20 protein-coding genes, 3 tRNA genes, 2 rRNA genes and 2 pseudogenes (1 of these 27 running past the window's edge) are annotated in these 25,474 nt (G+C 50.9%); 7 read left to right on the forward strand and 20 right to left on the reverse strand.

Annotated features, from left to right (window positions below; translation table 11 throughout):
* The 7 genes from ACQ86N_RS36985 to ACQ86N_RS37015 form a co-directional block, all read right to left on the reverse strand.
* Window positions 1–2,218, reverse strand: a 23S ribosomal RNA gene (locus ACQ86N_RS36985) (it extends 663 nt beyond the left edge of the window).
* 195 nt (window positions 2,219–2,413) lie between these two features.
* Window positions 2,414–2,488 (reverse strand) — tRNA-Ala (locus ACQ86N_RS36990).
* A gap of 68 nt (window positions 2,489–2,556) precedes the next feature.
* Window positions 2,557–2,631: transfer RNA gene (locus tag ACQ86N_RS36995), tRNA-Ile, on the reverse strand.
* A 135-nt stretch (window positions 2,632–2,766) separates the two neighbouring features.
* Window positions 2,767–4,294: ribosomal RNA gene (locus ACQ86N_RS37000) — 16S ribosomal RNA — on the reverse strand.
* Together the 16S and 23S rRNA genes with 2 tRNA genes alongside form the textbook arrangement of a ribosomal RNA operon.
* A 659-nt stretch (window positions 4,295–4,953) precedes the next feature.
* Complete coding sequence (locus ACQ86N_RS37005) at window positions 4,954–5,487, reverse strand: tRNA pseudouridine synthase A (protein WP_431211408.1); 534 nt, start codon at window positions 5,485–5,487, stop codon at window positions 4,954–4,956.
* Between the two features lie 312 nt (window positions 5,488–5,799).
* The gene (locus ACQ86N_RS37010) at window positions 5,800–6,636 is read right to left on the reverse strand and encodes a DUF4476 domain-containing protein (protein WP_431211409.1); all 837 of its coding nucleotides are present in this window, start codon (window positions 6,634–6,636) and stop codon (window positions 5,800–5,802) included.
* A complete protein-coding gene (locus ACQ86N_RS37015) occupies window positions 6,633–7,151 on the reverse strand; it encodes a hypothetical protein (RefSeq protein WP_431211410.1) in 519 nt (172 codons plus the stop codon). The genes ACQ86N_RS37010 and ACQ86N_RS37015 overlap by 4 nt, the downstream gene beginning before the upstream one ends.
* Before the next feature lie 278 nt (window positions 7,152–7,429).
* Here ACQ86N_RS37015 and ACQ86N_RS37020 point away from each other — a divergent pair, with 278 nt between their 5' ends.
* Together ACQ86N_RS37020 and ACQ86N_RS37025 are read left to right on the forward strand one after the other, a co-directional pair.
* Window positions 7,430–7,708 carry a hypothetical protein gene (locus ACQ86N_RS37020; RefSeq protein WP_431211411.1) on the forward strand — a complete coding sequence of 93 codons (279 nt, stop codon included), beginning with the start codon at window positions 7,430–7,432 and terminating at the stop codon, window positions 7,706–7,708.
* Window positions 7,705–9,882, forward strand: a complete 2,178-nt coding sequence (locus ACQ86N_RS37025; protein ID WP_431211412.1) for a M1 family aminopeptidase — start codon at window positions 7,705–7,707, stop codon at window positions 9,880–9,882. The genes ACQ86N_RS37020 and ACQ86N_RS37025 overlap by 4 nt, the downstream gene beginning before the upstream one ends.
* Window positions 9,883–9,966: 84 nt before the next feature.
* Here ACQ86N_RS37025 and ACQ86N_RS37030 read toward each other — a convergent pair whose 3' ends face one another.
* The 4 genes from ACQ86N_RS37030 to ACQ86N_RS37045 all read right to left on the reverse strand — a co-directional run bounded on the left by ACQ86N_RS37030 (window position 9,967) and on the right by ACQ86N_RS37045 (window position 12,997).
* Window positions 9,967–10,791, reverse strand: coding sequence for a TPM domain-containing protein (locus ACQ86N_RS37030; RefSeq protein WP_431211413.1), 825 nt, complete (start codon window positions 10,789–10,791; stop codon window positions 9,967–9,969).
* A gap of 134 nt (window positions 10,792–10,925) precedes the next feature.
* The gene (locus tag ACQ86N_RS37035; RefSeq protein WP_431211414.1) at window positions 10,926–11,255 is read right to left on the reverse strand and encodes a TPM domain-containing protein; all 330 of its coding nucleotides are present in this window, start codon (window positions 11,253–11,255) and stop codon (window positions 10,926–10,928) included.
* A gap of 57 nt (window positions 11,256–11,312) precedes the next feature.
* Window positions 11,313–11,906, reverse strand: a complete 594-nt coding sequence (locus tag ACQ86N_RS37040; protein ID WP_431211415.1) for a LemA family protein — start codon at window positions 11,904–11,906, stop codon at window positions 11,313–11,315.
* Between the two features lie 83 nt (window positions 11,907–11,989).
* On the reverse strand, window positions 11,990–12,997 hold the full coding sequence (locus ACQ86N_RS37045; RefSeq protein WP_431211416.1) for a PmoA family protein: 1,008 nt from the start codon (window positions 12,995–12,997) through the stop codon (window positions 11,990–11,992).
* A 264-nt stretch (window positions 12,998–13,261) separates the two neighbouring features.
* On the opposite strand from ACQ86N_RS37045, the gene ACQ86N_RS37050 reads away from it, so the two are divergent.
* The 4 genes and pseudogenes from ACQ86N_RS37050 to ACQ86N_RS37065 all read left to right on the forward strand — a co-directional run bounded on the left by ACQ86N_RS37050 (window position 13,262) and on the right by ACQ86N_RS37065 (window position 15,621).
* Window positions 13,262–13,855: a Gfo/Idh/MocA family protein gene (locus ACQ86N_RS37050; RefSeq protein ID WP_431211417.1), complete on the forward strand. Its 594-nt coding sequence runs from the start codon at window positions 13,262–13,264 to the stop codon at window positions 13,853–13,855.
* Window positions 13,856–13,973: 118 nt separating this feature from the next.
* Complete coding sequence (locus tag ACQ86N_RS37055) at window positions 13,974–14,561, forward strand: hypothetical protein (RefSeq protein WP_431211418.1); 588 nt, start codon at window positions 13,974–13,976, stop codon at window positions 14,559–14,561.
* Window positions 14,562–14,673: 112 nt separating this feature from the next.
* Window positions 14,674–14,961 (forward strand): annotated as a pseudogene (locus ACQ86N_RS37060) (MDR/zinc-dependent alcohol dehydrogenase-like family protein); the annotation flags it as partial.
* Window positions 14,944–15,621: a zinc-binding dehydrogenase gene (locus ACQ86N_RS37065; protein WP_431217745.1), complete on the forward strand. Its 678-nt coding sequence runs from the start codon at window positions 14,944–14,946 to the stop codon at window positions 15,619–15,621. The pseudogene ACQ86N_RS37060 and the gene ACQ86N_RS37065, both read left to right, overlap by 18 nt.
* Window positions 15,622–15,859: 238 nt before the next feature.
* On the opposite strand, the gene ACQ86N_RS37070 is transcribed toward ACQ86N_RS37065, so the two are convergent.
* From ACQ86N_RS37070 to gap, 4 genes and pseudogenes are all read right to left on the reverse strand, one after another.
* On the reverse strand, window positions 15,860–16,357 hold the full coding sequence (locus ACQ86N_RS37070; protein ID WP_431211419.1) for a DUF3471 domain-containing protein: 498 nt from the start codon (window positions 16,355–16,357) through the stop codon (window positions 15,860–15,862).
* Window positions 16,358–16,428: 71 nt separating this feature from the next.
* Window positions 16,429–17,415, reverse strand: coding sequence for a serine hydrolase domain-containing protein (locus ACQ86N_RS37075; RefSeq protein WP_431211420.1), 987 nt, complete (start codon window positions 17,413–17,415; stop codon window positions 16,429–16,431).
* Window positions 17,416–17,513: 98 nt separating this feature from the next.
* Window positions 17,514–18,724, reverse strand: a pseudogene (locus ACQ86N_RS37080) (phosphoglycerate kinase).
* Window positions 18,725–18,779: 55 nt separating this feature from the next.
* A complete protein-coding gene (gap, locus tag ACQ86N_RS37085; protein ID WP_431211421.1) occupies window positions 18,780–19,793 on the reverse strand; it encodes a type I glyceraldehyde-3-phosphate dehydrogenase in 1,014 nt (337 codons plus the stop codon).
* Window positions 19,794–20,181: 388 nt separating this feature from the next.
* Here gap and ACQ86N_RS37090 point away from each other — a divergent pair.
* Window positions 20,182–20,254 (forward strand) — tRNA-Glu (locus tag ACQ86N_RS37090).
* A gap of 344 nt (window positions 20,255–20,598) precedes the next feature.
* On the opposite strand, the gene ACQ86N_RS37095 is transcribed toward ACQ86N_RS37090, so the two are convergent.
* The 5 genes from ACQ86N_RS37095 to ACQ86N_RS37115 all read right to left on the reverse strand — a co-directional run bounded on the left by ACQ86N_RS37095 (window position 20,599) and on the right by ACQ86N_RS37115 (window position 25,301).
* Window positions 20,599–21,864, reverse strand: a complete 1,266-nt coding sequence (locus tag ACQ86N_RS37095; protein ID WP_431211422.1) for a RagB/SusD family nutrient uptake outer membrane protein — start codon at window positions 21,862–21,864, stop codon at window positions 20,599–20,601.
* The gene (locus tag ACQ86N_RS37100; RefSeq protein ID WP_431211423.1) at window positions 21,815–22,363 is read right to left on the reverse strand and encodes a hypothetical protein; all 549 of its coding nucleotides are present in this window, start codon (window positions 22,361–22,363) and stop codon (window positions 21,815–21,817) included. Before ACQ86N_RS37100 ends, ACQ86N_RS37095 begins: the two co-directional genes overlap by 50 nt.
* A 113-nt stretch (window positions 22,364–22,476) precedes the next feature.
* Window positions 22,477–23,886, reverse strand: a complete 1,410-nt coding sequence (locus tag ACQ86N_RS37105) for a TonB-dependent receptor domain-containing protein (RefSeq protein WP_431211424.1) — start codon at window positions 23,884–23,886, stop codon at window positions 22,477–22,479.
* A gap of 124 nt (window positions 23,887–24,010) precedes the next feature.
* Entirely contained in the window at window positions 24,011–24,544 is a 534-nt protein-coding gene (locus ACQ86N_RS37110) for a hypothetical protein (RefSeq protein WP_431211425.1), read from the reverse strand.
* Window positions 24,545–24,620: 76 nt separating this feature from the next.
* A complete protein-coding gene (locus tag ACQ86N_RS37115; RefSeq protein WP_431211426.1) occupies window positions 24,621–25,301 on the reverse strand; it encodes a TonB-dependent receptor plug domain-containing protein in 681 nt (226 codons plus the stop codon).
* Between the last annotated feature and the right edge of the window lie 173 nt (window positions 25,302–25,474).

Raw genomic sequence — 25,474 nt, forward strand, 5'->3', positions numbered from 1 at the left:
CCCCGCAAGGGGTTAGACTCTAAATCAAAGAAGGTTGGTATTTCAACGACCTCTCCCACAAAGGCTGGCGCCCCTGCTTCAAAGAGTCCCAACTATTCTACACATCCGTAATTCAAAATCAATGCAAAGTTGTAGTGAAGGTTCACGGGGTCTTTCCGTCCCGTGACGGGTAACCGGCATCTTCACCGATACTACAATTTCACCGGGCTCGTGGAGGAGACAGTGTTCAACTCATTAGACCATTCGTGCAGGTCGGAACTTACCCGACAAGGAATTTCCGCTACCTTAGGACCGTTATAGTTACGGCCGCCGTTTACTGGGGCTTCAGTCAGGAGCTTTGGCTTGCGCCGAACACCCTTCCTTAACCTTCCAGCACCGGGCAGGTATCAGGCTCTATACGTCATCTTACGATTTTGCAGGGCCCTGTGTTTTTGTTAAACAGTTGGTTGAACCATTTTACTGAGGCCTACCGAAGTAGGCTGGCTTTATCCCGAAGTTACAGCCACAATTTGCCTAGTTCCTTCTCCACGGCTCACCCGAGCGCCTTAGAATATTCTTCTCGTCTACCTGTGTCGGTTTGCGGTACGGGCCGCTTTAGCCTAACCTTAGAGGTTTTTCTCGGCAGCTATTACCTCACTCAATCGAGCCGAAGCTCTCATATACTTTCGTATTTCGTCAAGACCACCGGATTTGCACTGGCAGCCCTATAACTACGTACTTAAACGGGGAATTCCGTATCCCTCGTGTGAGTTTCACTTCTGCGTCGCCCCATCGAAACTAAAGCGGGTACTGGAATATTAACCAGTTTTCCATCAGATGCCCCTTTCGGGTTTTCCTAAGGACCCGACTAACCTCTGATCCGATTAACGTTGATCAGGAACCCTTGAGACTTACGGCGATAAAGTTTTTCACTTTATTTATCGTTACTTATACCTACATTTTCTTTTCTGAACGCTCCAGCATACGTCGCCGTACACCTTCGCAGCGGATCAGAATGCTCCCCTACCGATATACCATCAAATGGCAATCTTAGAACTTCGGTTCGTAGTTTGATGCCCGATTATTTTCCGTGCCTGAACCCTCGACCAGTGAGCTGTTACGCACTCTTTAAATGAATGGCTGCTTCCAAGCCAACATCACTGGCTGTTATAGGGTTCAAACTTCGTTTGTTCAACTTAACTACGTATTAGGGACCTTAGTTGCTAATCTGGGTTATTTCCCTCTCGGCCATGGATCTTAGCACCCACAGCCTCACTGCCGCAGATATTTATTAGCATTCGGAGTTTGTCAGGGTTTGGTAGGCGGTGAAGCCCCTAGCCCAATCAGTAGCTCTACCTCTAATAAACTTCTATATGCGACGCTGTTCCTAAAAACATTTCGGGGAGAACGAGCTATCTCTCAGTTTGATTGGCCTTTCACCCCTATCCACAGGTCATCCCATAGCTTTTCAACGCTAATGAGTTCGGTCCTCCAGTGTGTGTTACCACACCTTCAACCTGCCCATGGATAGATCACAAAGTTTCGCGTCTACCCCCACTGACTAAGCGCCCTGTTCGGACTCGCTTTCGCTACGGCTCCGTTACTTAAGAACTTAACCTCGCCAGTGAGGAGTAACTCGTAGGTTCATTATGCAAAAGGCACGCTGTCACCCTTGCGGGCTCCAACCGCTTGTAGGCGCACGGTTTCAGGTACTATTTCACTCCCCTGTTTGGGGTGCTTTTCACCTTTCCCTTACGGTACTGGTTCACTATCGGTCTCTAAGGAGTATTTAGCCTTACCGGATGGTGCCGGCAGTTTCAAGCAGGATTCCTCCGGTCCCGCCCTACTCAGGGTACCGCTCGTCCATGACAATTTATACCTACGGGGCTATCACCCGCTTTGGCCCAACTTTCCAGAAGGTTCAGTTTGATGTCACTTTCTAAATGCGGCTCCTACAACCCCACAGCAGCACGCCACTTGTGGTTTGGGCTGTTTCCTTTTCGCTCGCCACTACTCAGGAAATCACGTTTGTTTTCTTTTCCTCCAGGTACTTAGATGTTTCAGTTCCCTGGGTTGGCTACCTTTCGGTTGACACACCTTCAGTGTGCCGGGTTGTCCCATTCGGAAATCTGCGGATATAATGCTTGTGTGCAGCTCCCCGCAGCTTATCGCAGCTTACCACGTCCTTCATCGCCTCTTAGAGCCTAGGCATCCACCATGCGCCCTTATTTGCTTTAAAAATCTTACCAAATTTTAAGGTGTCTTACCACCATAAAAGTTACTCGGTATTACAACTTTTTTCCCAATATGTCAAAGAACTTTCCCTGTTTCCAGGGACTGCTGATGCCGGAGTTTCGAACCCCTGATCCTTACTTCGGCTAACCGCCTCCGTAATATCACATCAATAATTTTAAAAGAACTCTTTTCTACCTTGTGGAGGATATCGGAGTCAGAACCGATGACCCCCTGCTTGCAAAGCAGGTGCTCTAGCCAACTGAGCTAATCCCCCAGGGCGGCTCTTGAGCGCTGATCACCTTCTCCTTTTCAACCTCTCCAGCTTCTCTCCTTACCTTCTAGTAGACCCGAGCAGATTTGAACTGCTGACCCCTACATTATCAGTGTAGTGCTCTAACCAGGCTGAGCTACGGATCTGTCTGTAGCCCCCTTTTTGTTTACGACGCCGACTCAAATCGACCCCGCAATCACTCGGGTTACTAATTATTTAAAGAACTATTCATTCAAATTAAAAGAAGGAAACAACAAGTGGTTATGCTTTATTAGCTCTAAAAAGGAGGTATTCCAGCCGCACCTTCCGATACGGCTACCTTGTTACGACTTAGCCCCAGTCACCAGTTTTACCCTAGGCGGCTCCTTGCGGTTACCGACTTTAGGTACACCCGGCTTCCATGGCTTGACGGGCGGTGTGTACAAGGTCCGGGAACGTATTCACCGTATCATTGCTGATATACGATTACTAGCGATTCCAGCTTCATGCAGTCGAGTTGCAGACTGCAATCTGAACTGAGAAAGAGTTTTTGGGATTAGCTTCACGTCGCCGTGTCGCTGCCCTTTGTCTCTCCCATTGTAGCACGTGTGTAGCCCCGGGCATAAAGGCCATGATGACTTGACATCATCCCCTCCTTCCTCGCGTCTTACGACGGCAGTTTCACTAGAGTTCCCAGCTTTACCTGATGGCAACTAGTGATGGGGGTTGCGCTCGTTGCGGGACTTAACCCAACACCTCACGGCACGAGCTGACGACAGCCATGCAGCACCTTACAGACAGTGTATTGCTACAAAACCAGCTTTCACCGGCGGTCTATCTGCATTCTAGCCCAGGTAAGGTTCCTCGCGTATCATCGAATTAAACCACATGCTCCAACCGCTTGTGCGGACCCCCGTCAATTCCTTTGAGTTTCAACCTTGCGGTCGTACTTCCCAGGTGGGATACTTAATGCTTTCGCTCAGACACCAACTGTGTATCGCTGATGTCGAGTATCCATCGTTTAGGGCGTGGACTACCAGGGTATCTAATCCTGTTTGATCCCCACGCTTTCGTGCCTCAGTGTCAATAATAGTGTAGCGAGCTGCCTTCGCAATGGGTGTTCTATGTCATATCTAAGCATTTCACCGCTACATGACATATTCCGCTCACCTCCACTACATTCAAGACAGATAGTATCAACGGCAGTTTCCGGGTTAAGCCCGGAGATTTCACCACTGACTTACCTGCCCACCTACGCACCCTTTAAACCCAGTGAATCCGGATAACGCTTGCACCCTCCGTATTACCGCGGCTGCTGGCACGGAGTTAGCCGGTGCTTATTCATCTGGTACCGTCAACGGCCTTAGAAAAGTCCGGTTTCTTCCCAGATAAAAGAAGTTTACAACCCAGAGGGCCTTCATCCTCCACGCGGCATGGCTGGTTCAGACTTGCGTCCATTGACCAATATTCCTTACTGCTGCCTCCCGTAGGAGTCGGGCCCGTGTCTCAGTGCCCGTGTGACTGGTCGTGCTCTCACACCAGTTACTGATCGTCGGCTTGGTGGGCCGTTACCCCGCCAACTACCTAATCAGCCGCACGCCCATCTTTAAGTGCCGGAGCTTTAATTACTAGGTGATGCCACCCCATAATCTTATGGTGTATTAATCCAAGTTTCCCTGGGCTATTCACCGCTTAAAGGAAGGTTGCGTACGTGTTCCGCACCCGTTTGCCGGTCGCCGCCAGGTATTGCTACCCGCGCTGCCCCACGACTTGCATGTATTAAGCCTGCCGCTAGCGTTCATCCTGAGCCAGGATCAAACTCTCCATTGTAAATGAGTTTTGATACTGACTATCTAATTTCTCTCGAAATTTGACGTCATATTATCGATATTTTTCGCTAACATAACCTTACCATAAATGTGCTTAACATTTACGTTCTGTTGTTTCCATTCTTTCAAAGATCTTTTGGCTTTTTCCTCAGCCTCCCCGCTTCCTCAAAACTCATCGTTTCGAACGGGGATGCAAAGGTAAGGGCCTTTATCAAATCATCAAAAACTTTTTGCCGTTTTTTGAAGTTTTCTTTTTCAGAAAACAGCTATTAGTATTTCGAAGAACTTGTAATTTTTTAGAGCGGACGGCAAAGATACAACGAGTATTCAAACCATCAAAATTTTCTTCACTTTTTTCGAAACTTTCGTCTCTACTTTTTCTCTCGTTCAACCGCGTCGCTACAAACAAAGAACTGCTCCCAAATTTGCTAAAACTCCCACCACATCTATCTCTTACTCACTCTTCTCTCACTACTCGCCGACACCTCTGTTTCAAATCGGGTTGCAAAGATAAGCAGTTGTACATCGCCGCCAAATCTTTTTTGAACTATTCTTTTCCACAACTCCCCAAACCCTCACCGGACGGCACTTTCAGCAAAATAAAAAAATTGAGCGCGAATCCACCGCGCACAAACTCACTTCTTACACCACCCAATTTGATCACAACTTATTTTCCGGCAGGATACTAACAGGAAAGGATACCTGAAAAAGAAAAAGCCCATGCCCAGGCGTAGAAAAATCCGCCAGCTGATTGTCCCTCCCACGCAAAATATCCGCAAACTCATCCACCCCGATCTTACCCCTCCCCACCTGCAACATCGTACCCACCAAACCCCGCACCATCCCACGCAAAAAACGATTCGCTTTTACATGATATACCCAACACTTTCCCTCCCTCTCCCAATAACTCTCATAGATCCTGCAATCAAAAGTCTTCACCTGCGTATTCCGCTTCGCAAAACTCGTAAAATCCTCAAACCCCTTAACCACATCCGCCGCCTCCCTCATCCTATCCAAGTCCAGCGTGTACGGAAAGAAATACGCCCGGTCTTCTAAAAACGGATCCTTATCCCTGTATATATAATACCGGTACTCCCGACTGACCGCATCGAACCTGCAATGCGCATCAGCCGCAACCGGATAAATACCCTTCAACGCAATATCCACAGGCAGTATCGCATTGATATTATACAAAACCTTCTTTTCTATAACTCCTTCATAATCAAAATGAAAAAAGTTCTGGTAGGCGTGTACCCCCCATCGGTCCTCGACGACCCCGTAAGACTGACAGAAGTACGGAAAAATATACCCAACGCCCTCTCCACCTCCTGCTGAATGGAGATTGCATTGTCCTGGACCTGAAATCCACTTGTAATTCGTGCCTTTATAGGCCAACTCAAGAAAATATCTGGGCATGTGCTTAAGGGCTGCAAAGATAACAACCTCAGTCAAACAATTCTCAATGCTCAACCATCGCGCGAAACTTGCCGCTATATACCGGGTCCGTCAGCAGCCCCCCAACTCACCGAACTGACTGTCAGAACAAAAAGGATAGGCCGCTTCAAAAAATCTGTATTTGCCCGCGTCACCACTAAAAACCTCACTCAGAGCCCGTATCTGCCGCGTAGCAAAACAACGCGTCTTAAAGACCTTGCGGGCCGCGGTAATCCGGTCCTCGTCCTTACTAAGCTCCAATAGCTTGACCCTCAGCTTGTCCACGTCGTAGTCGGAGGCATAATTATGACAATCGGAATTGACAAATGGAAGAGCGCCCTTCGCCTCTGACACCTTACGGGGCGTATCCGCCGGCCGCAGTCTCTCCGCCTCGGGAGCGGCCGTACCGACAACTGAACGCCCCGGCCCGCCGTTCTGCAACAATGGACTATCCGGATTAGGCCCGTGCGCCTTCGGCGGCGCAGTCACCCGCCCCGAATCCGCTCCACGCACCGGCTTTATTCCCTCCCTTGCAACTGCAGGCGTATCGACCGGTATGAAAAGTACAATAGTGTCAGCCCTCTTACCCGCAGACCGGTCCGCAAAAGACATTCGCACCGAACGAGGCAGCTTCCGCTCACTCAACTTTACCACCCCCCTGGACCGGCTGGCAGCCTTCCCATTCCCAACTGCCACAACACCCGAATCCACCGCACGGACCGGAATCCCGGCCGTCACCCTTACACTATCTCCAACAGGCGGCAAAGAACCAGTCTGGTCCTCACCACCTTTGAGATTCGAAGAATCCCTTACCGGAGGCGGCGTCACCGGCGCACGGGCCAGCGTATCGGTACCAACCCTGGTCGTAACTAAAGTTCCAGTCCCGCCTGGCTCCGCCACAGGCTTCACTCCGGCACCAACTTTCCCCGCAGGCAGAACCGAAGAATCCTTCCTGACACTATCCGGCTCCGACATTGCATAAGTATTATATAGCACCGCCGTGTCCTGCACCACCCCAGCCATAAGACGGGAAAAAGCATCGTCTTTCTTAATGCCAGGCGGCGTAACCTCCACTTCCCTCCCCCGGCCTCCGGCGTCTTCATTTCCCTCGCCTGCTCGTCATATAACCCCCATCCCCTGTCGCCCAGGTCCTTTAGTCTGAATTCCAGATCTCTCCGCCGGATAGCCACCGCATATCGCCGCTCCAGCGCAGACTGCCCTGGCAGACCAATAGTAATAATATACGTGCTGTCCTTCAACTGAGCAAGAATGAGATGCCCCGCGGCCGAAGAAGGATATACCTGCTCTCCTACACGGACATAGAACGGTTGGTTGTTATCGGCCTCGATGAACACAAAATAGCCCTGCGCGCGGCCGACGCCCGCCATCAACATCAAAACGACTACCAATCCGAACTTTGACATGGTTAGAGTTATAAACTACTGCAAATTAAGGAAAACTATAGTGAACAGATTCAGCGAATAATACATTTATTGATTAATTGCTATACAATATGTTCGTGAGGTCATATACTACCTTTTATCCATTTTTGTCTTCTCTTAACCCCGAAGCCGATTATCTTTATCCCCTGAAAAATAATAATATGAATTTGATTCAGTCAAAACTTCAACGGTTTACTCGACCAGCATTTTACAAATGCGGTAAGCCTCTTGTCCTCTTGTCCGGCTTACTATCCTGCGGAATGATTCTGCACGCACAAAGTAAACAGCCGGAAGACGAACCATGGAAAAAGGAATACCGGGCCACAGCAACTAAATACAACGACCTGATCCATACCAGACTGGAAGTAAAGTTTGACTACGACAAGAGTTATATGTATGGCAAGGAGTGGGTAACCATAAAACCTCATTTTTACCCCAGCGACTCCCTCACCCTCGACGCCAAGGGAATGGACCTTCATAAGGTCGCCATCGAAAAGGACGGAACAACTACCCCCTTAAGTATGACTATGACGGAATGACCCTTCACATCCATCTGGATAAAACTTATAAGTATACCGAAAAGTACACGATATTCATTGACTATACGTCAAAACCTAACGAGTTGAAAGTGCATCAGGGCAGCGCCGCCATCACAGACGCTAAAGGTCTTTACTTCATAAATCCCAAAGGAGAAGACAAGGACAAGCCCACCGAGATCTGGACGCAGGGGGAAACAGAAGCCAATTCGGTATGGTTCCCAACGATCGACAAGCCAAACCAGAAGTCAACCGAAGAGATCACCATGACCGTGCCCGCAAAATATGTGACCCTGTCCAACGGCCTGCTCGTCAGCCAAAAGAACAACGGAGACGGCACCCGCACTGATCACTGGAAGATGGACCTGCCCCACGCCCCTTACCTTTTCTTCATGGGCGTTGGAGACTTTGCCGTAGTAAAGGATTCATATAAAGGCAAAGAAGTCAGCTACTACGTTGAAAAGGCGTACGCCCCCGTTGCACGCCGCATATTCGGCAATACCCCGGAAATGATTGCTTTCTACTCACGCATTACCGGCATTGACTACCCCTGGCCTAAATATTCGCAGATGGTCGGCCGGGACTATGTCAGCGGAGCCATGGAGAATACCACCTCTACCTTACACGGTGACGCCGCACAGCAGGATGCCCGCCAACTATCGGACGGCAACGACTGGGAAGACGTGATCGCCCACGAACTGTTCCACCAATGGTTTGGGGACCTGGTAACTACCGAAAGCTGGAGCAATATCACCGTGAACGAATCCTTCGCCGACTATAGCGAGACGCTATGGAATGAATATAAATATGGCAAAGACGCCGGAGACGCTGTTAACTACCAGGGCATCCAAAGCTATCTGCAGCAGCCTGAAAACTCAGAAAAGAACCTGGTCCGCTTTTACTACGAAGACAAGGAAGACGTATTCGATCAGGTTAGCTATCCCAAAGGCGGCCGCATCCTGAATATGCTTCGCCGCTACGTCGGCGACAGCGCCTTTTTCAAGTCCCTGAATCTTTATCTGACTACCAATAAATTCAAATCCGCCGAAGCGCAAAACCTCCGCCTGGCTTTCGAAGAAGTAACCGGAGAAGACCTCAACTGGTACTGGAACCAATGGTACTATGGTAGCGGTCATCCGAAACTGACGATCGATTACGCCTATGACGACGCCGGCAAAAAGGTAAAAGTCATCGTCAATCAAACCCAGGAAACGGGTAAAATATTCCGCCTGCCCATCGCCATCGACATATACAACGGCGCCGCAAAGGTTCGTCACAACATTTGGATAGAGAACAAAACCGACACCTTCACCTTCGACTACAATGGCAGCCGCCCCGACCTTGTCAACGTAGACGGCGAAAAAGTCCTGCTCTGCGAGAAAAAAGACAATAAGACGCTGGACAATTATCTTCACCAGTATAAATATGCCGGCAACTACGTAGACAGAAGGGAAGCTATAGAGTTCTGCTCTAAGAACCAGGACGACCCCAAAGCCCTGGCCCTGATGAAGACCGCGCTGAAAGACAAATATTATCGCCTTCGCGGTTACGCGCTCGGCAAGCTCGACATGAAAAAGGATGCTATCCGTACCGCTTTTGAGTCCCTCATCGCAGACCTGGCCGAACACGACCAGAGCCGCATCGTCAAGGCCAAAGCCATCGATATCCTCGGCAGTTTCGAGAACCCCACCTACAAGAACTTGTTCCTGAAGGCGACCTCCGACTCTTCTTATTCGGTAGCAGGCAACGCACTGGAAGCCCTGTCCACTATCGACAGCGTCCAGGCGCTGACACTCGCCAAGAAACTGCAGCAGGCGCCCGCAAAAGGCGAACTCTCTACGGCAATCTCCGCAGTACTGATCAAGTCGGGTGAAGAAAGCGATTTCGACGTAGTAGCAAACAATTTCGAGAAAATGTCCACCAATCAGAACAAATTCGAGATGGTAATGCCCTTCGCAAGTATGCTGACAAAGGTAAAGAGCCCGGAAAGACTAAAAAGAGGGGTCGACCTGCTGATCCAGTTCAAGCAAGCCATCCCCCAGGCATACCGGAAACAGACGGATCCGTATTTTGACAATGCCCTCAACGGTGTCGCAGCACAAAAACACGCTGCCGGCCTCCAGGATCAGGCAGACTATATAAAAACTAAACTTACCGACAGCAAAAAAGGATTCTGATATATAGAAGTGGTCCACGAAAAAGGCCCCAGCAAAAGGCCCCGGAATTCCCGGGGCCTTCTTTATTAAGCCAGATCAGGCATCTTACCAGCTTCCGCTTGCTCCGCCGCCTCCGGTATCACCCCCGCCAAATCCGCCGAATCCGCCGCCTCCACTGTCTCCGCCGGACCAGCCGCCTCCTCCTCCACCGCCCCAGTCACCGCCGCCACGAAACCCACGCCCTACCATGGTGCCGATAATAAAAGGAAGTATGCCGCTTCCCCGGTAAACGCCTCCCCCACCACCGCCGCCACCGCGATTACGGCTGATAAAGACGATGATGAGAATAAATATAAAAATCAGGAACCCGAGGACATTACCGCCTCCGCCATGACGGCCACGGTTCCCTCTTTGCTCATATCCCGAAGGGGCCTTGTACTCCCCCGCCGCAGCCTTGATCAGCGCATCCGCGGCATGGCTAAATCCGCGATAAAAATTGTCCTGACCGCCACCCTTGAAATTGGGGACCATCTCATTGTCGATAATAGACTTCGCCGTGACATCCGGAATGGCGCCTTCCAGTCCAAGGCCCGTCTGAATATATACCTTACGACTGTGCATGTCCACCAGGACGAGTACTCCGTTATTATTCTTCTTATTTCCGATACCCCAGGCCCTGAATAGCTTTAGCGCATAGTCTTCGATGTCATAGTCACCGATATCCGCGACGGTAACGATGGCGATCTGTACCGAAGTACTGTCGTCATAGTCCACGAGCTTGCGCTCGAGCGATGCTATCTGATCGCCTGTCATGACATGGGCAAAATCATTGACCAGCCGGGGCGGATCGGGTCTGGCCGGTACTTCCTGTGCCCAAAGCCCGGCCACCGGCAGGAACAGAAAGGCAAATAGTAAAAGGAGCTTGTTCATTATATTATTTTCCAAATACAATATCGTCGGGTAATTCATTTTCATCGTTTTCACGGTCATAAGGGAAATGCCGCCGAAGCGCCTCCCCGATGCCGGTCACCACATCTGCGATCCCTCCGGCATAGTCGGATTTGTTAAAATGGGACAGGATTGTACGCACCTGTTCGGTCCAGAAAGCCTGTCCAACTTTCTCGTGGATGCCCTGATCTCCAAAGACCGCCAGGCTGACGGTCCCTCAGAGCCACATATACAAGTACTCCGTTGCGGGCACTCGTCTGTTCCATCTTCAGGCCGGCAAAGACCTCTGTCGCCCTGTCCAGCGGATCGACATAACGGCAGTGCCTTTCGATAAATACCCGGATCTCGCCACTGGTTAGCCGTTCAGCCGATTGTATCGCTGCCACTATCTGCTGCTGTTCGTCCGGCCCCAGCAAAGGCCTGCGGGATATAAAAGGAATATACATAGCTACTCAGAAGACTAAAGTTAGCGGCCGACTCTTCGCAAAGTCGGCCGCCGGTAGTTATTTGATATCGAAATGTATCTCGGGAGCGTTCTCGCTGCCAGGATCCGACTTATAATATGGCTTCTCGTGGTAGCCGAAGATACCGGCGAAGATATTGTTCGGGAAACGCTTGACCTTTAGGTTATATTCATTGACGGCCGCATTGAAGTCCCGGCGTGCAACATTGATCCTGTTCTCCGTGCCTTCGATTTGCGTTTGAAAGTCTTTGAATTGCTGGGTTGTTTTCAGGTCGGGGTAATTCTCCGCAACTGCCATCAGGCGGCTGAAAGAACTCTGCAGCTGTCCCTGTGCCTGCTGAAAACGGGCAAGGGAAGCAGAATCGTTGACATCGACCTGTATTTTGGTTGCATTGGCCCGGGCATTGATGACTTCCTTCAGCGTGGATTTTTCGAAATTGGCGGATCCTTCGATGACCTTTATTACGCTGTTGTATAGATCGGTCCGGCGCTGATAATTGGTCTCGACATTACTCCAGGAAGTCTTGACGCTCTGGTCTACCGTTATCAGCCCGTTGTAGCTATTGCAGCCACAGCCGCCGAGAAACAGGAGGAGAACTGCGATAACGATCAAGGTCAATTTACTCGTACTCATTTATTTAGATTTTAAGTTAACGGGGTAAAATTAACACTTTTGGTCACCCTGTAAAACCCTTTTTAGGTCATTGCATCCATTTCTCATTCCATCTTGCCAAAAGCATCGGCAAGCTGCCCGATCCTGCCGGTGGACAACGACCTGCCGCCGGCGGCAGTGACTATTCGGTATCGGAAAGTAACCGACTGTCCTTTTTCCAGCTTGTAGCCTAACACCTGCTTTCCATTGCTGAAAATTTTCTGGCCCAGCGGGTTGGCTGCAAAAAGGCCATAGCCCCGGGCATGCCAGTAGGTTGGATAACCGGGATTGCGGGGATGATCGATGATAGCGATACTGAGCGTGTCATTTTGTTTTTTGCCGTATAACAGACACCAGGTGCCGCGGGTGCCCCAGGCGCTGTCTCCCGTTTTTCCCTCGCTCGTCAGATAGTTTCCGTTGATGTCGGGAGTATGCCCCGCCGCAACCTTTGTAATATTTCCCTTGTCATCGACAAACTCTCCGGGCGTATTCGAAGGTATCTGCAGCTCTTTGGTCACGCGCAGCCCCAGCATGCCATCCTTTGCATCGGGGAAACTGACATCCACGCTTGCATCCAGGGTCGTATAACGATCGATAATCCGCTCAGCTCGCGTTGCGCTGAAGACGTAAGTGGTATGCTCGGTAAGAAGGACGTCCTGCTTTTGATCGGTCCATCGGGCAGAATACCTGAGTATCCCTACGTCGGCCCGTCCGTGGGAAGGATGAGCCGTCCCGGAGGCCACAGGAGGCAGCGACTCCCGGCCGCCCGAAACACCGCTAAAGCTGCCTGCCTGCAAAATGCTGTCTGTACGGATCCAGCCATACTGACTTTTCTTGCTGGCAGCAATAGCGTAGGAATTATTCCAGAAATCCAGTCCGTTCACGTTCTCGTAATCGAACCAGAGACCCAGGTGATGCGGATGGTCGACCGGCTCCCCGGCACGGGGGGCGACAGGGAACCCGCGCGTGATCAGCTGGCCATCGGGTGCATATATAGGATAAAGGACAGGCTTCTCCAGCGTATCGGGATACATAAAGGTTGTGAAAGGCGCTCCGTCGACCGTAATGGTCACGGAATGATGGGGCGGATCCCCTGGTGACCTTAACTGGCAGCGGCTGTGAAATACCACGAAAAGATACCAGCGTAACCAGGGTCAGCAGTACCTTCCGGAAACGTTTTCGTAAATAATAAGGTCTTAGATTGATCATATAACACCCATTTTCTTTGTTGGATGACCTAAATTAGTACATTTATCCTACTTAAAATCACTTCAACAATGACAACAACCCGTAGGGATTTTATCCGTAAAAGTTCTATGGCCGGTATGGCCACATATATGGGCTCCTTAGGCCTGAGCGCAGCCAGCTATAGAAGGATCATCGGCTCGAACGACCGGGTACGCGTAGGAGTGGTAGGATTTTCCGACCGTCACCGCAACGACCATATCCCGGCATTTCTCAGGTCCAACCAGGAGATGAATTTCGATATCATCGCGGTGTCGGATATATGGAAGAAAAGAAGAGAGGAAGGAAAAGATTTTCTCGCCCAGAAATTCGGCCACTCCATACAGGCCTGCGTCAACAACGACGAATTGTACAATATAAAAGAAGTAGACGCCGTGATAATCAGCACGGCAGACTTCCAGCACGCCTGGCATACTATCGAGGCCGTCAAGGCAGGCCGTGATACATATACGGAAAAACCACTGGCCGAGACAATGGACGACGCAAGGGCCGTCCTGAAAGCAGTTAAGGATTCCGGAAAGATCGTTCAGATAGGCTCTCAGCGCCGCAGTGGCGCCAACTATCATGCAGCCGCCGAATTTATCCAGTCCGGAAAATTCGGACCGATCGTCATGGTCGAGCTCACCTGGAACGTGAATCAGCCCGGACGCTGGCGCAGACCCGCCACTGGTAGCACAGCTCCGTGAAGAGGATACCGACTGGAAACGATTCCTGATCAACCGTCCCTACGAAGCATTCGACGCCCGCAAACACCTCGAATTCCGCCTTTTCTGGCCCTATTCTTCTGGTCTTCCGGGTCAGTGGATGAGCCACCAGATCGATACAGTACACTGGTTTGCCAACCTGCCCCATCCCCGGTCGGTGTCGGCCAACGGCGGCATTTATTGCTGGAAAGACGGACGCAAGAATGCAGACACAATGACCGCTGTATTCGACTACGGCCCGCTGGACGATCATTCCACAGGCTTCCAGGTGACCTTTACTTCCCGTCAGACAAATTCTGACGGTGAAACAAAAGAAATCTACTACTCCAACGGCGGGACTCTGAACCTTGACACTAACAAGATCACCCCCGTCGGCGGACTGACGGAAAGATATGCATCTGCAATGGGAATGCACGCCAACCAGCTGCCGGAGATTTCATTAAAAGAGCTGGGCGAAAAGATCTCTACCGAAGCAAGCACGGGAGGCGACCCGCTGACCACCGCACACGTACGCAACTGGATGGAATGTGTCCGCAGCAGAAAGCAGCCCAATGCCCCCATCGAGGCAGGCTACAAACACTCCATCGCCGTGATCATGGCCAACGCCGCCTACCGTACAGGAGAAAAAGTGACTTTCGACGAAAAGACACAGGAAGTAATGGCTGGCGGAAAGGTTTTTAAATACTAGTTCTGACACAAAAGCTAAATACTGGTACTACCATGAAAGCGCTGGTGATAGCTGAAAAGGATCATCCCCTTGAGGTTCGGGCAATCCCCGAACCCAGGCAGGACCCGACGATGCGATCGTTAGGGTATACGCCGCTGCACTGAATCACCGGGACGTATGGATCCAAAAAGGGCAATATGCCGGCCTAAAATACCCCATCACACCCGGTTCTGACGGGGCCGGAGTTGTTACCGCATCCGGCCCATCCCACGAGCGCTGGGTCGGCAGGCAGGTGATCATCGACCCTGCCCTGACCTGGGGCGACAATCCGGCCTTTCAAAGCCCCAGCTCATTTAAGATCTTAGGCCTGCCGGACGACGGCACGCTGGCCGAATACGTAAAAGTGCCCGCAAACAATCTCGTCGAAAAACCAGCTCATTTATCCTTCGAAGAGGCCGCAGCGCTGCCGCTGGCCGGTGTAACGGCCTGGCGGGCGATCATGACACGCGCGCAGGTCAGGTCAGGAGAAAAGGTGCTGATCACTGGGATTGGAGGCGGGGTTGCACTTTTCGCCTTCCAGTTCGCGCTGGCTGCAGGCGCACAGGTTTATGTTACCTCGGGTAGCGATGACAAACTGGCCAGGGCGCTATCCATGGGCGCGGCAGGCGCCGTCAATTACAAAAAAGAGGGATGGGTCGGAGAACTTCGCGGACTGGCAGGCGGCTTCGACGTAACCATAGACGGTGCCGGTGGCGACGGGGTAAACGAATTGTTCGACCTCGCCTTTCCCGGTAGCCGGCTAGTCTTCTATGGTGCCACAAGAGGAAACCCCTCCAACGTTGTGCTCCGCCGCATATTCTGGAAACAACTGAACGTTCTTGGCTCCACCATGGGTAATCCTAATGACTTCAGAGCGATGATTGCATTCGTCGCAACGCACCGGATTCACCCGGTAGTCGACAAAATATTCAGTCTCGAAGATGGAGAGGCCGCCTTCCGATGGATGGACGGTGCAAATCAGTTTGGAAAGATCGTCGTCAGGATCGCGACCGCTACGGCTGCTTTTTCCTCACAGCCTTAAAAGTGCCATTGGGCTGCACCGATAGAATGGCGGAAACTTCCCCTTTTCATCGACAACGAACTGCTCTTCAAAATTCGGCAGCGTCTTTAGCACGAACTTATCCTTCCCCACCGGAAGCAGCTCATATTCCGGCTGTCCCGGAACGACAAGATAGAGCGTCGTTTCGTTCTTGACATAACACTTTATAGTAACATTGGCGATTTGGTATTCCCCGCATATCGCTGCAGGTCCGCCGGAGTCAGGACGTTCGGCTTTGGCGTGCGGCTAAAAAAATGGGTTTATTCAGAGCCGGCTCGATATTCATTGCGATACTGTTGATATTTCCACCCTGATCCATATTGAACTGCACTTTCAGCGGGCCGTCATCCGTAGTATCGATCCCCGCCTTCGGATCTTTTTCCAATGGGTCGAATACATCGTAGCGGGAATGCCTCAGCCACCATATTACGTGCGGAAAATTAACCCACAGTGAGTCGTGTTCGGCGACGACTTCCATGCTGCCATAGCCTGGATTGCTATAAATTCCCGCATAATCGTCCAATGCATGAGACGGACGCGTTAGCGACCCGGGCGGAGCGACCCTGGCTGAAGCCGCCGCCTTCGCATCGGCGCGTCCTTTGTCCGCCAGACTCTTCAGATAAGTGCTCCAGTCTTTGTACCCAAGACGCAGGAGCCTGTCCGCGATAAAATTCCTTACGATAGCCGGCACCTGCGAGCTGCTCTGGTTGCACAGCACAACGATACCGATACTATCCGAAGGGAATAAACAGGTGCTTGCGGTAAAGCCGTCTATATTACCGCCGTGCTCTACCCGGTAGTGACCGCGATAGGAAGCAAGCGACCATCCAAATCCATAGCTGGAAAAAAGATATCGGGAGCTTCTTTGGAAGGGACTCCTCCCCCGCTGACCATCTGGGCGCTGATAGCCTCGTTGACGTAGCTGGCCGGTAGTATTTCTCTGTCCTGGTATTTACCGCCGTTGACCCAGGTCATTACCCAGGCCGACATATCATTGACGCTGCTATTGATCGCTCCGGCCGGCGCTATAGCCTCGACGACGTGATAGTCTACTCTTTGAACAACGCTGTCTTTCTTTAATTCATATCCGATCGCGGCTTCCGGCGCCTTTTGAAGATCGGCTACGGAAAGATCGGATTCGCTCATACCCAACGGCTTGAAAAGCCGTTCCGCAATATTACTTTCCCAGCTGCTGTCCGTCAATTTCTGAACAACCATACCCTGAGCCAGGAACATGAAGTTATTATACTGCCATTTTTCCCTGACGCCCGCCGTAGGCTCCTGATACTGTATCCGGTGGATAAGGGAGTCCCTCGAACCGGAATTGAAAAGATACCAGGCATAGTCATGACGGGGCAGCCCTGTACGGTGACACATCATATCACGCAGCGTGATCGTGCTGTTCATCGTTTCATTATAGAATTTCAACTCGGGTAGATAGTCCCGGACCGGCTTGTCGATATCCAGCCTTCCCTGGCGGTCGAGCTGCCCGATCAGAGCCGCCGTAAACGCCTTGGTGCAGGATCCGATGGCAAAAAGGGTATGTGGTGTAACGGGCTGCCTGTTCTCCACGTCGCGGTAGCCGAAGCCTCTGGAATAGACTACTTTCTTCTTCTCTACCACCGCCACAGCAAAGCCGGCGGCATGCCAGTCCTGAAGTACCCGGGCAAATAGAGTGTCCAGACCCGCAAACGGGTCGATGGGATGATGGGACCTTTGCGCAATGGCGGGAGACAGGAGTCCGAGCAGGACCCAAAGCAGGATCGGGTATTTCATATGACAAAAAAATAGCCCGATAAATCTAATGATTATCGGGCTAAATTCAATTCAAATATGATGATCGGCTGGCCGGCCGGCCGAAGGCGGGCCTTCGCCTATGCCTTGACTGCAGCAATTCCGGGCAGTTCCTTTCCTTCGAAATATTCCAGCATCGCTCCCCCGCCGGTGGACACATAGCTAACCTTGTCGGCATAACCGAACTGGTTGACGGCAGCTACTGAATCGCCGCCACCTACCAGCGAGAAGGCGCCCTTCTGCGTAGCATCGGCCACAGCCTTCGCGATAGCCTTGGTTCCGTGCTGAAATTTGGCCATTTCAAAAACCCCCATCGGACCATTCCAGAGGATCGTCCTGGACATGCGAACTACGTTGCCGAATTGCTCGCAGGCATTCTCGCCGATGTCAAGCCCCATCCAGCCGTCGGGGATATTGTTGCTGGGCGCCGTAGAGTCGTTGGCGTTGGCATCGAACTTGTCGGCAATAATCGAGTCTGAAGGGAGATGTATTCTGACCCCTTTCGCCTCCGCCTTCTTCAGCAGATCACGCGCCGTATCGAGACGATCGTTTTCGCAAAGGGAATTACCTATCTTGCCGCCCTGAGCCTTGACAAAGGTATAGGCCATACCGCCTCCGATGATGATATCGGTAGCCCGCTCCAGCAGGTTCTCGATAATGAGTATCTTGTCGGAAACCTTGGCGCCGCCGATGATGGCGGTAAAGGGCTTCTGCGCCTCGTGCAATACTTTTTCAGCGCTGCTGACCTCGCCTTCCATCAGCAGACCAAACATCCTCTTGTCTTTGGGAAAGAACTGTGCGATGACCGCCGTGGACGAATGCGCCCTGTGGGCGGTACCAAACGCGTCATTCACGTATACATCACCCAACTTCGACAACTTTTCCGCAAAGCCTTTGTCACCCTTTTCTTCCTCCTTATAAAATCGCAGATTCTCGAGCAAAAGAACTTCCCCGGAACGGAGCATCTTCGCGGTGAGAAACGCCTTCTCGCCAATGCAGTCGTCGGCAAAAAGGACGGGAACATTCGGCTGATCAGGAGCATTCAGCAGCTGCTGCAGGTGAGGGACGAGGTGTTTCAGCGAATACTTCTCGGTGGGACCGTCTTTCGGCCGGCCAAGATGACTCATCAGAATGACACTGCCGCCGTCAGAAAGTATTTTTTAATGGTGGGGATAGCCGCGCGCATACGGGTGTCATCGGTGATCTCGTATTTGTCGTTGAGAGGGACGTTAAAATCCACCCGGACGAGGGCTTTTTCATTAGCAAAGCTGTGCTGGCTGAACTGGCTCATAAAATAGTTAGATTAAAGAAGCCCGGGCAGGCTGCCCGGGCTTGAAGATGCAATCTTATTTGGAGATCAATTTGGCAAAATAGTGCAGGCTGCGAACGAGCTGGCTTACATAGCTCATTTCATTGTCATACCAGCTGACGGTTTTGACCAGCTGCTGGTCGCCATTGGTGATAACACGGGTCTGGGTGGCGTCGTACAGGGATCCGTAGCGGATACCGATGATATCGCTGCTTACGATCTCGTCTTCGGTGTATCCAAAGCTTTCGTTGGCTGCGGCCTTCATGGCGGCATTGACTTCTTCGATAGTCACCTTCTTGTTCAGGACAGTAACCAGTTCTGTCAGCGAACCGGTGAGGGTCGGTACGCGCTGTGCGCCACCATCGAGCTTGCCTTTCAGACTGGGCAGTACCAGGCCGATGGCCTTGGCAGCGCCTGTGCTGTTGGGCACGATATTGACCGCCGCGGCACGGGCCCTGCGCAGATCGCCCTTGGGGTGCGGCGCATCCTGCGTATTCTGATCGTTGGTATACGCATGGATCGTCGTCATGAGACCGGTCACGATACCAAACTTCTCGTCCAGGACCTGAGCCATGGGAGCCAGACAGTTGGTAGTACAGGAAGCACAGCTGATGATCGTCTCGCTGCCATCCAGAATATTGTGGTTAACGTTGAAAACAATGGTCTTGAGGTCACCGGTAGCGGGAGCCGAGATAACCACCCTTTTCGCACCTGCGGTGAGGTGAGCGGCAGCCTTGTCCTTATCGGTAAAGAAACCCGTGCATTCCAGGACAACGTCTACATCGTGTTGTTTCCATGGAATTTCAGCAGGGTTCTTCTGGGCATATATCTTTACCTCTTTGCCGTTGACGACAATCGAGTTCTCTGTAGACTTTACTTCTTCTTCGAAGCGGCCCTGTGCACTGTCGTATTTCAGCAGGTGAGCCAATACCTTGGGGCTGGTCAAGTCATTAATCGCCACTACTTCGATACCCTCCAAACCGTGGATCTGACGGAACGCCAAACGCCCGATTCGGCCAAAGCCATTGATAGCAACTTTAACTGTGCTCATAACAAATGAATTTGTGTTTTGAATTTTAAGGTAGCGAAGTTACAATATTGCCTGTTTACGACTATGTAATTTTTTGGGTATCAATTGAAAACAACGCCTAATTTTCTTAAAGCCAGCAGGTTGGCCAGCCCCAATTTCGGTTGGAGATAATAGGATTGCCCCTACCGCGGTTGCGCCCCCGCCTGCCCGCGGTCATATATTCCGCAAATCCCCAATCCACCCGGGCCTACCTCCCGGGCCTGCACACACTCATCACAAGCCAGCCCAACCCACCCCCTTCTATCCAGGGTAAAAATTTGACAACGAATCGGGTAAAAAATTTGGCGGGTTTTCAACTTGCTTATATCTTTGCACTCCTTTCACGAAAAAACGAAAAGGAAAGTCAAACGCCGCGTTGGTCAATCGGTTAAGACGCCTCCCTTTCACGGAGGAATGAGGGGTTCCGACTCCCCTACGCGGTACACAAGCCGAAAACACTGGTTTTCGGCTTTTTTTATTTCTTCCATTTGTCCAATTTGTTTCAATCTTTTAACACTGCGTCTCAACCGCAGGTAAAAAGCCGGCTGGTTTACTTCTATGTCGCCTGGGTGAGCGATCATAAAGGTATAACAATTGCCGAAGCCTGGCCTTTCGCATTGCTTACATTTTCCGGTGCGATCATACTGGCTTATATAAGCCTGAAGATATACGATGAGCCGGCCCGGGCATGGCTTCGGAAGAAATTGAAATAAGCTCCTAAGATGACAAAAACCCGCTACAGGATCTGGCTGTAGCGGGTTTTCCTTTTGTGATTCCTTACAGAATTCTACTTTGTATAGCCGTCATTCTGCGCGAATATCTTTGTAGCATCCATTGTAGATTGCGGAATGGGGTAAATACGGCGGAAAGGCTGAGACACAGGCTTGGCTGTACCGGCTGCTTCGAACTTGCCAAACCGGATAGCGGCTTTTCTTCTGTACATTTCCCAATACATTTCAAACCCGGTTTCATTGTAGAGCTTCTGCATGTCGATAGAAGCTAGCGCCGTTCCGGGGGCATTTGCATAGAGCGCTTCACGGGTTCTGCTCGTACGCAGAATATTCACGTCAGCCAATGCCTGTGCAGTCTGGCCTTTGCGCAGATATGCTTCTGCTCGCATACAATACATTCCGCCGAGACGGTAGACCGGAATAGCACAGTTGCTTCTGCTGTTTTGCCCCTGCGGATCGAACTCGTATTTGAATGGCCGAACGCCGCGATTGATCTCCAACTGAGTGAATACGGACTGGTTGGGGTCATCGAAATTGAGAGCAGGCGTGAAGTCCATGAGTTGGGTAGGAGCCTTTTCGCAATACAGCTTGCTTACTTTGATACGGCCATCGGGCGTGCGCTCATAATCGGTCCCCGAAAGGCGCGGCCCATACTGCTGACCAACCTGCATACCGCGGTTGAAGTGGAACCAGGGCAAGGTGGTACCGACTACAAGACTGGTTGCAGGCACGCTGACATCTGTACCGTCATTCATGAACCAGGTGCCGTCGGCATACTGATAGTGCCTTTGAAAGCGCGGGTCATCATGATTGTTATCCCAGGTAGCATAGAACTCAGGAGTAGTGCAGATGGCATTGGTGCCGCGGTTAGCCGGAGAAGGTTTCTGATTTCTTTCCATCGGCATATATGCAAAATTATTACTGCTGCTGCGCAGGGTGTTTACATATTGGGTAATGACAAAGATCAGTTCGGTCCCGTTCGCGTTTTGTATGTCGAAATTGTGGAAAAAGTTGCTTTCCAGTTTGAATTGCCCCCCGATCAGCTGAGAAGTGTAGGAAATTACCTTGTCCATATCAGTTCCGTTGTTATCAACCGCCGCTTCACTAAAGTTGAAAGTGGAGGTATTATAACGGTCTTTGTATACGGCACGGTTAAGATACATATCTGCCAGCAGGGCATAAGCCGCCTGTTTTGTGAAGCGCCCGTTACCTGTATTGTTCTGACCGATATTTGCCAGATCCGGAATCAGCGATTCAACGTCTTTGATCAGGTCATCGATGGCGGTTGCTGCCTTTCTTACCTGCAACGGCGCATTGTCCACGGCTGGATCCCGGTAGGGCGCCTGGCCGTATAGGTCCAGGAGCATGAAAGGTGTAAAGATCCAGAAGTCCCTTGGCTTCCGCCAGCAGCTGGGCTTTGTTGGGAGCAGTTGATTTGTTAATGGTGCTGATGGCAGTCAGTGATAGCGTAATACCATTATTAAGGCTATTCCACGTGTTGGTAAGCATGGAATTGGACGGCCCCCATGTAAATTCATGAATAGCGCGATAGATACCCCCGTCGCCCCAGTCGCTGCCACGTGTAGGCAATATTGCTTCATCTGTCGAATATTCCTGCAGGGAAAACACCTGGCTATGGTCTACAAAAGTACCATTGTCCATTTGCCCGTATGCCGAAGCCAGAGCATTTTGGGGGCTTGCAATATTGGAGCCCAGCACTTCATCGATTACCTGCTCTTTAAGTTTGGTACAGCCGGCTGTGGCTGCCATCAGGAATGAGCAGGCTACTATTATATTCAGTTTAAATGATCTGTTGTTCATATTTCAAATGATTTAGAATTTGATCGTTGCGCCTAACAGGAATGTTTTTGTTGAAGGATAGGTAGCATAGTCGACACCCAGCGACTGGTTGCCGTTTGCATTTTTGGTGGTATTCACCAAGGATCGTACCCCGAATATTTTGTAATCGTAAACAGATTCTGGGCGCTTACATATAAATTGATCGACTGCATCCACGGAAGCTGTTTAAAACTAAAGGTATTTCCCAGACGCAGGTTGTTGAGACGGAGGAAATCTGATTTCTCCAGGTACAGTGACGACACGGTCACCTGGTTGCCAATGTTTGCTTTGGCGTCAACGTATTTTTTCAGCACATTGCGGTCCGATGCCAGGTTGTTGATATTCAGGTCAAGCGCGGTGTTGTTGAACAAGTACCCGCCCGCTTGCCCAATGAACGAGACTGACATATCGATAGTCTTAAAGCGCAGCTGGCTATTAAAGCCGTAGTTAAATTTGGGAATTGCACCCTGGAAGATCTCCCTGTCATCCGCATTGATAATGCCATCCCCATTCTTATCTTCGAATACGTCCTTACCATTCTTGTCGTAGCCCAGGTGCTTTAACATAAAGAACGAACCCGCCGCGTATCCGTTCTTATAGATATTGGCGGTCACGCCCGAAAGTCCCGGGCCTGAAATACTACCGGAATACAACTCGGAAACAGGCAGGTTTTTGATGGTGTTATTCAGTGTAGACCCGTTGACATCGACTGACCAGGTCAGGTCCTTCGTGTTGATGATCTGCGATCCCAGTGTAATTTCAACCCCCTTGTTGATGATCTGCGCACCGACGTTCTTCCATACGGTGGTAGTTGGACTCAATGGTTCAGACGGAATGTTCAGGATAGGGTCTCTGGTAGTCTTGTTATAATACTCGATCGAACCGTATAATTTGTTTTTGAAAAGCTCGAAGTCAACACCTGCATTATATTGTTCGACTAGCTCCCATTTGAGATTTGGGTTGGCGGTACGGTTGACTGAAACTCCATTCACGAGGTTAGTACCATCGAGGTAATATCCTGAACCCGAAGACAGGGTATAGCTCGCCTGGGTGATCTTGTTGGGCACTTCCTGGTTACCCGTTTGTCCCCAACTGGCACGCAGCTTCAAACTCCTGATCGCAGGAATGTTTTCCAGAAATTTTTCACGTGTAATGTTCCAGCCTCCCGCAAAAGAGGGGAAGTAGCCATATTTGTTGTTGTCACCGAACCGGGTAGAGCCGTCTGCGCGGATCGATGCCGTAAACAGAAATCGGTTGTCGAAGTTATAGTTCACACGTCCGAAGTAAGACTGGAGCTCGTTCTCCTGAGCATATCCGCTGGGGGCGGAAGGAATTCCCGAATACCCCGGATTATACATCGGGGGTACACCTGTACCCTGTGCAGCAATGTTCTGCATCCCAAAGGCCGTACCCGAGAACCTGAACTTCTGATAAGAAAATCCACCCAATACTTCTACCTGGTGTTTTTGAATGGCCAGGTTATAGGTGAGGTAGTGCTCCAGCAAAGTAGTCAGTGATTTTACGTCGTTTTGTACATAGGCGCCCCGGGGGTACGATCAGTAACGTTCGGGTACATTGTGGTATTCCGCTCCGAAGTTGTTTTGTCGATACCCAGATTGAAGCGATAGTTCAGTCCCGGCAACAGACGCAATGAGGCTTCCAGATTGCCCAGCACGCGAAACGTATTGGTTCTGTCATCATAGACGCTGAGCACATAGAGGGGTTGAACAGCTGGATCTGATTGAAATTGGTGTATTTTCCGGCAGAGTCATAAATCGATCTGGTGGGGTTGGCCATCAGGGCGTAGATGATCAACTGTCCGTCCGACCCGGCGGTGTTACCGTTCGGTATGCCTGTTTCATCGATATTGCTGGCGGTCATGTTCAGTTTGACCGTCAGCCTCCTGTTATCGAAGAAGGACTCTTCGGCATTCAACCGGCCGGTCGTTCTTTTGAAGCTGCTGCTCTTTACGATGCCATTTTGGTCAAGACGGGAAACCGATGCCACATAGCTACCTGTAGAAGTGTTCTTCGTAAACGACAAATTATGGTTCTGAATGAACCCTTTGCGAAGGATCGCGTCCTGCCAGTCGGTATTACCACCATGGTCAAAAGCCTGATTGGCAATTGCCTTCCGGTAGTCCGACGCAGAAAGGAGGTCCATTTTTTGATGACTTTGGACGTACCTACGTACGTATCATAAGTCAGGGAGGGATCCCCTTTTTTACCCCGTTTTGTCGTTATAAGCACCACACCGTTGGACCCCTGGCGCCGTAGATAGCCGCCGCAGAAGCATCCTTTAATACGGTGATGGTTTCGATATCGCTGGTATTCAGAAAATTCAGCGGATTCTTCGCGTCGGTGCTGCCCAATCCGAAGTCAGGGCTGCCTGCGCTCACGTTATCATTGCTCAGCGGCACGCCGTCTATCACAAACAGCGGCGTGCTTCCACTGCGGATAGAGCCCACACCGCGGATATACAGATCAACCCCGGCGCCGGGTTCACCACTGGATTGAGCGATGCGTACACCCGCTACTTTACCCTGAAGCATGTTGTCCGCAGAGATATTAACCCCCTGTCTTATATTATCGGCCTTTAACTGGGTCAGCGAACCGGTCACGTCGGCTTTGGTACGACTGCCATAACCCACCACGACTACCTCTCCCAGCTGGGCGTTGCCGATTGTCATTGTCACCCGCAGCGATGTGCCTCTGACTGTTACTTCCTGATCGTTGTAACCAACGATAGTTATCCTGAGCTTTTCGCCCTCGTTCGCCGCCAGAGTAAATTCCCCCTTTTCATTAGTTGTTGTTGTGTGATTGGTGGAAAGTGATTTGACTGTGGCACCGGCAACAGGTGAGCCGTCTGCGCCAACCACTGCCCCTTTTACAGGCTCCCGCGAAGCAACCTGGTAATACATGTTATGGTTCGGCATATTAGCCCGGGACGAACTCAATGCACGACAACCATACTCCTACCACTAATAGAAATCGAATGTTCATAAGTAAACGTGTTTTTAGCATTGGTTTAAAAAACTAGAGGTTCCAAAGGCGCATACACAAAATCGCCCTGGAACCCCTAGTGAGTAACAAT

The sequence above is a fragment of the Puia sp. P3 genome (assembly GCF_050632245.1).
In the GTDB taxonomy this organism is placed as follows: Bacteria; Bacteroidota; Bacteroidia; order Chitinophagales; family Chitinophagaceae; genus Puia.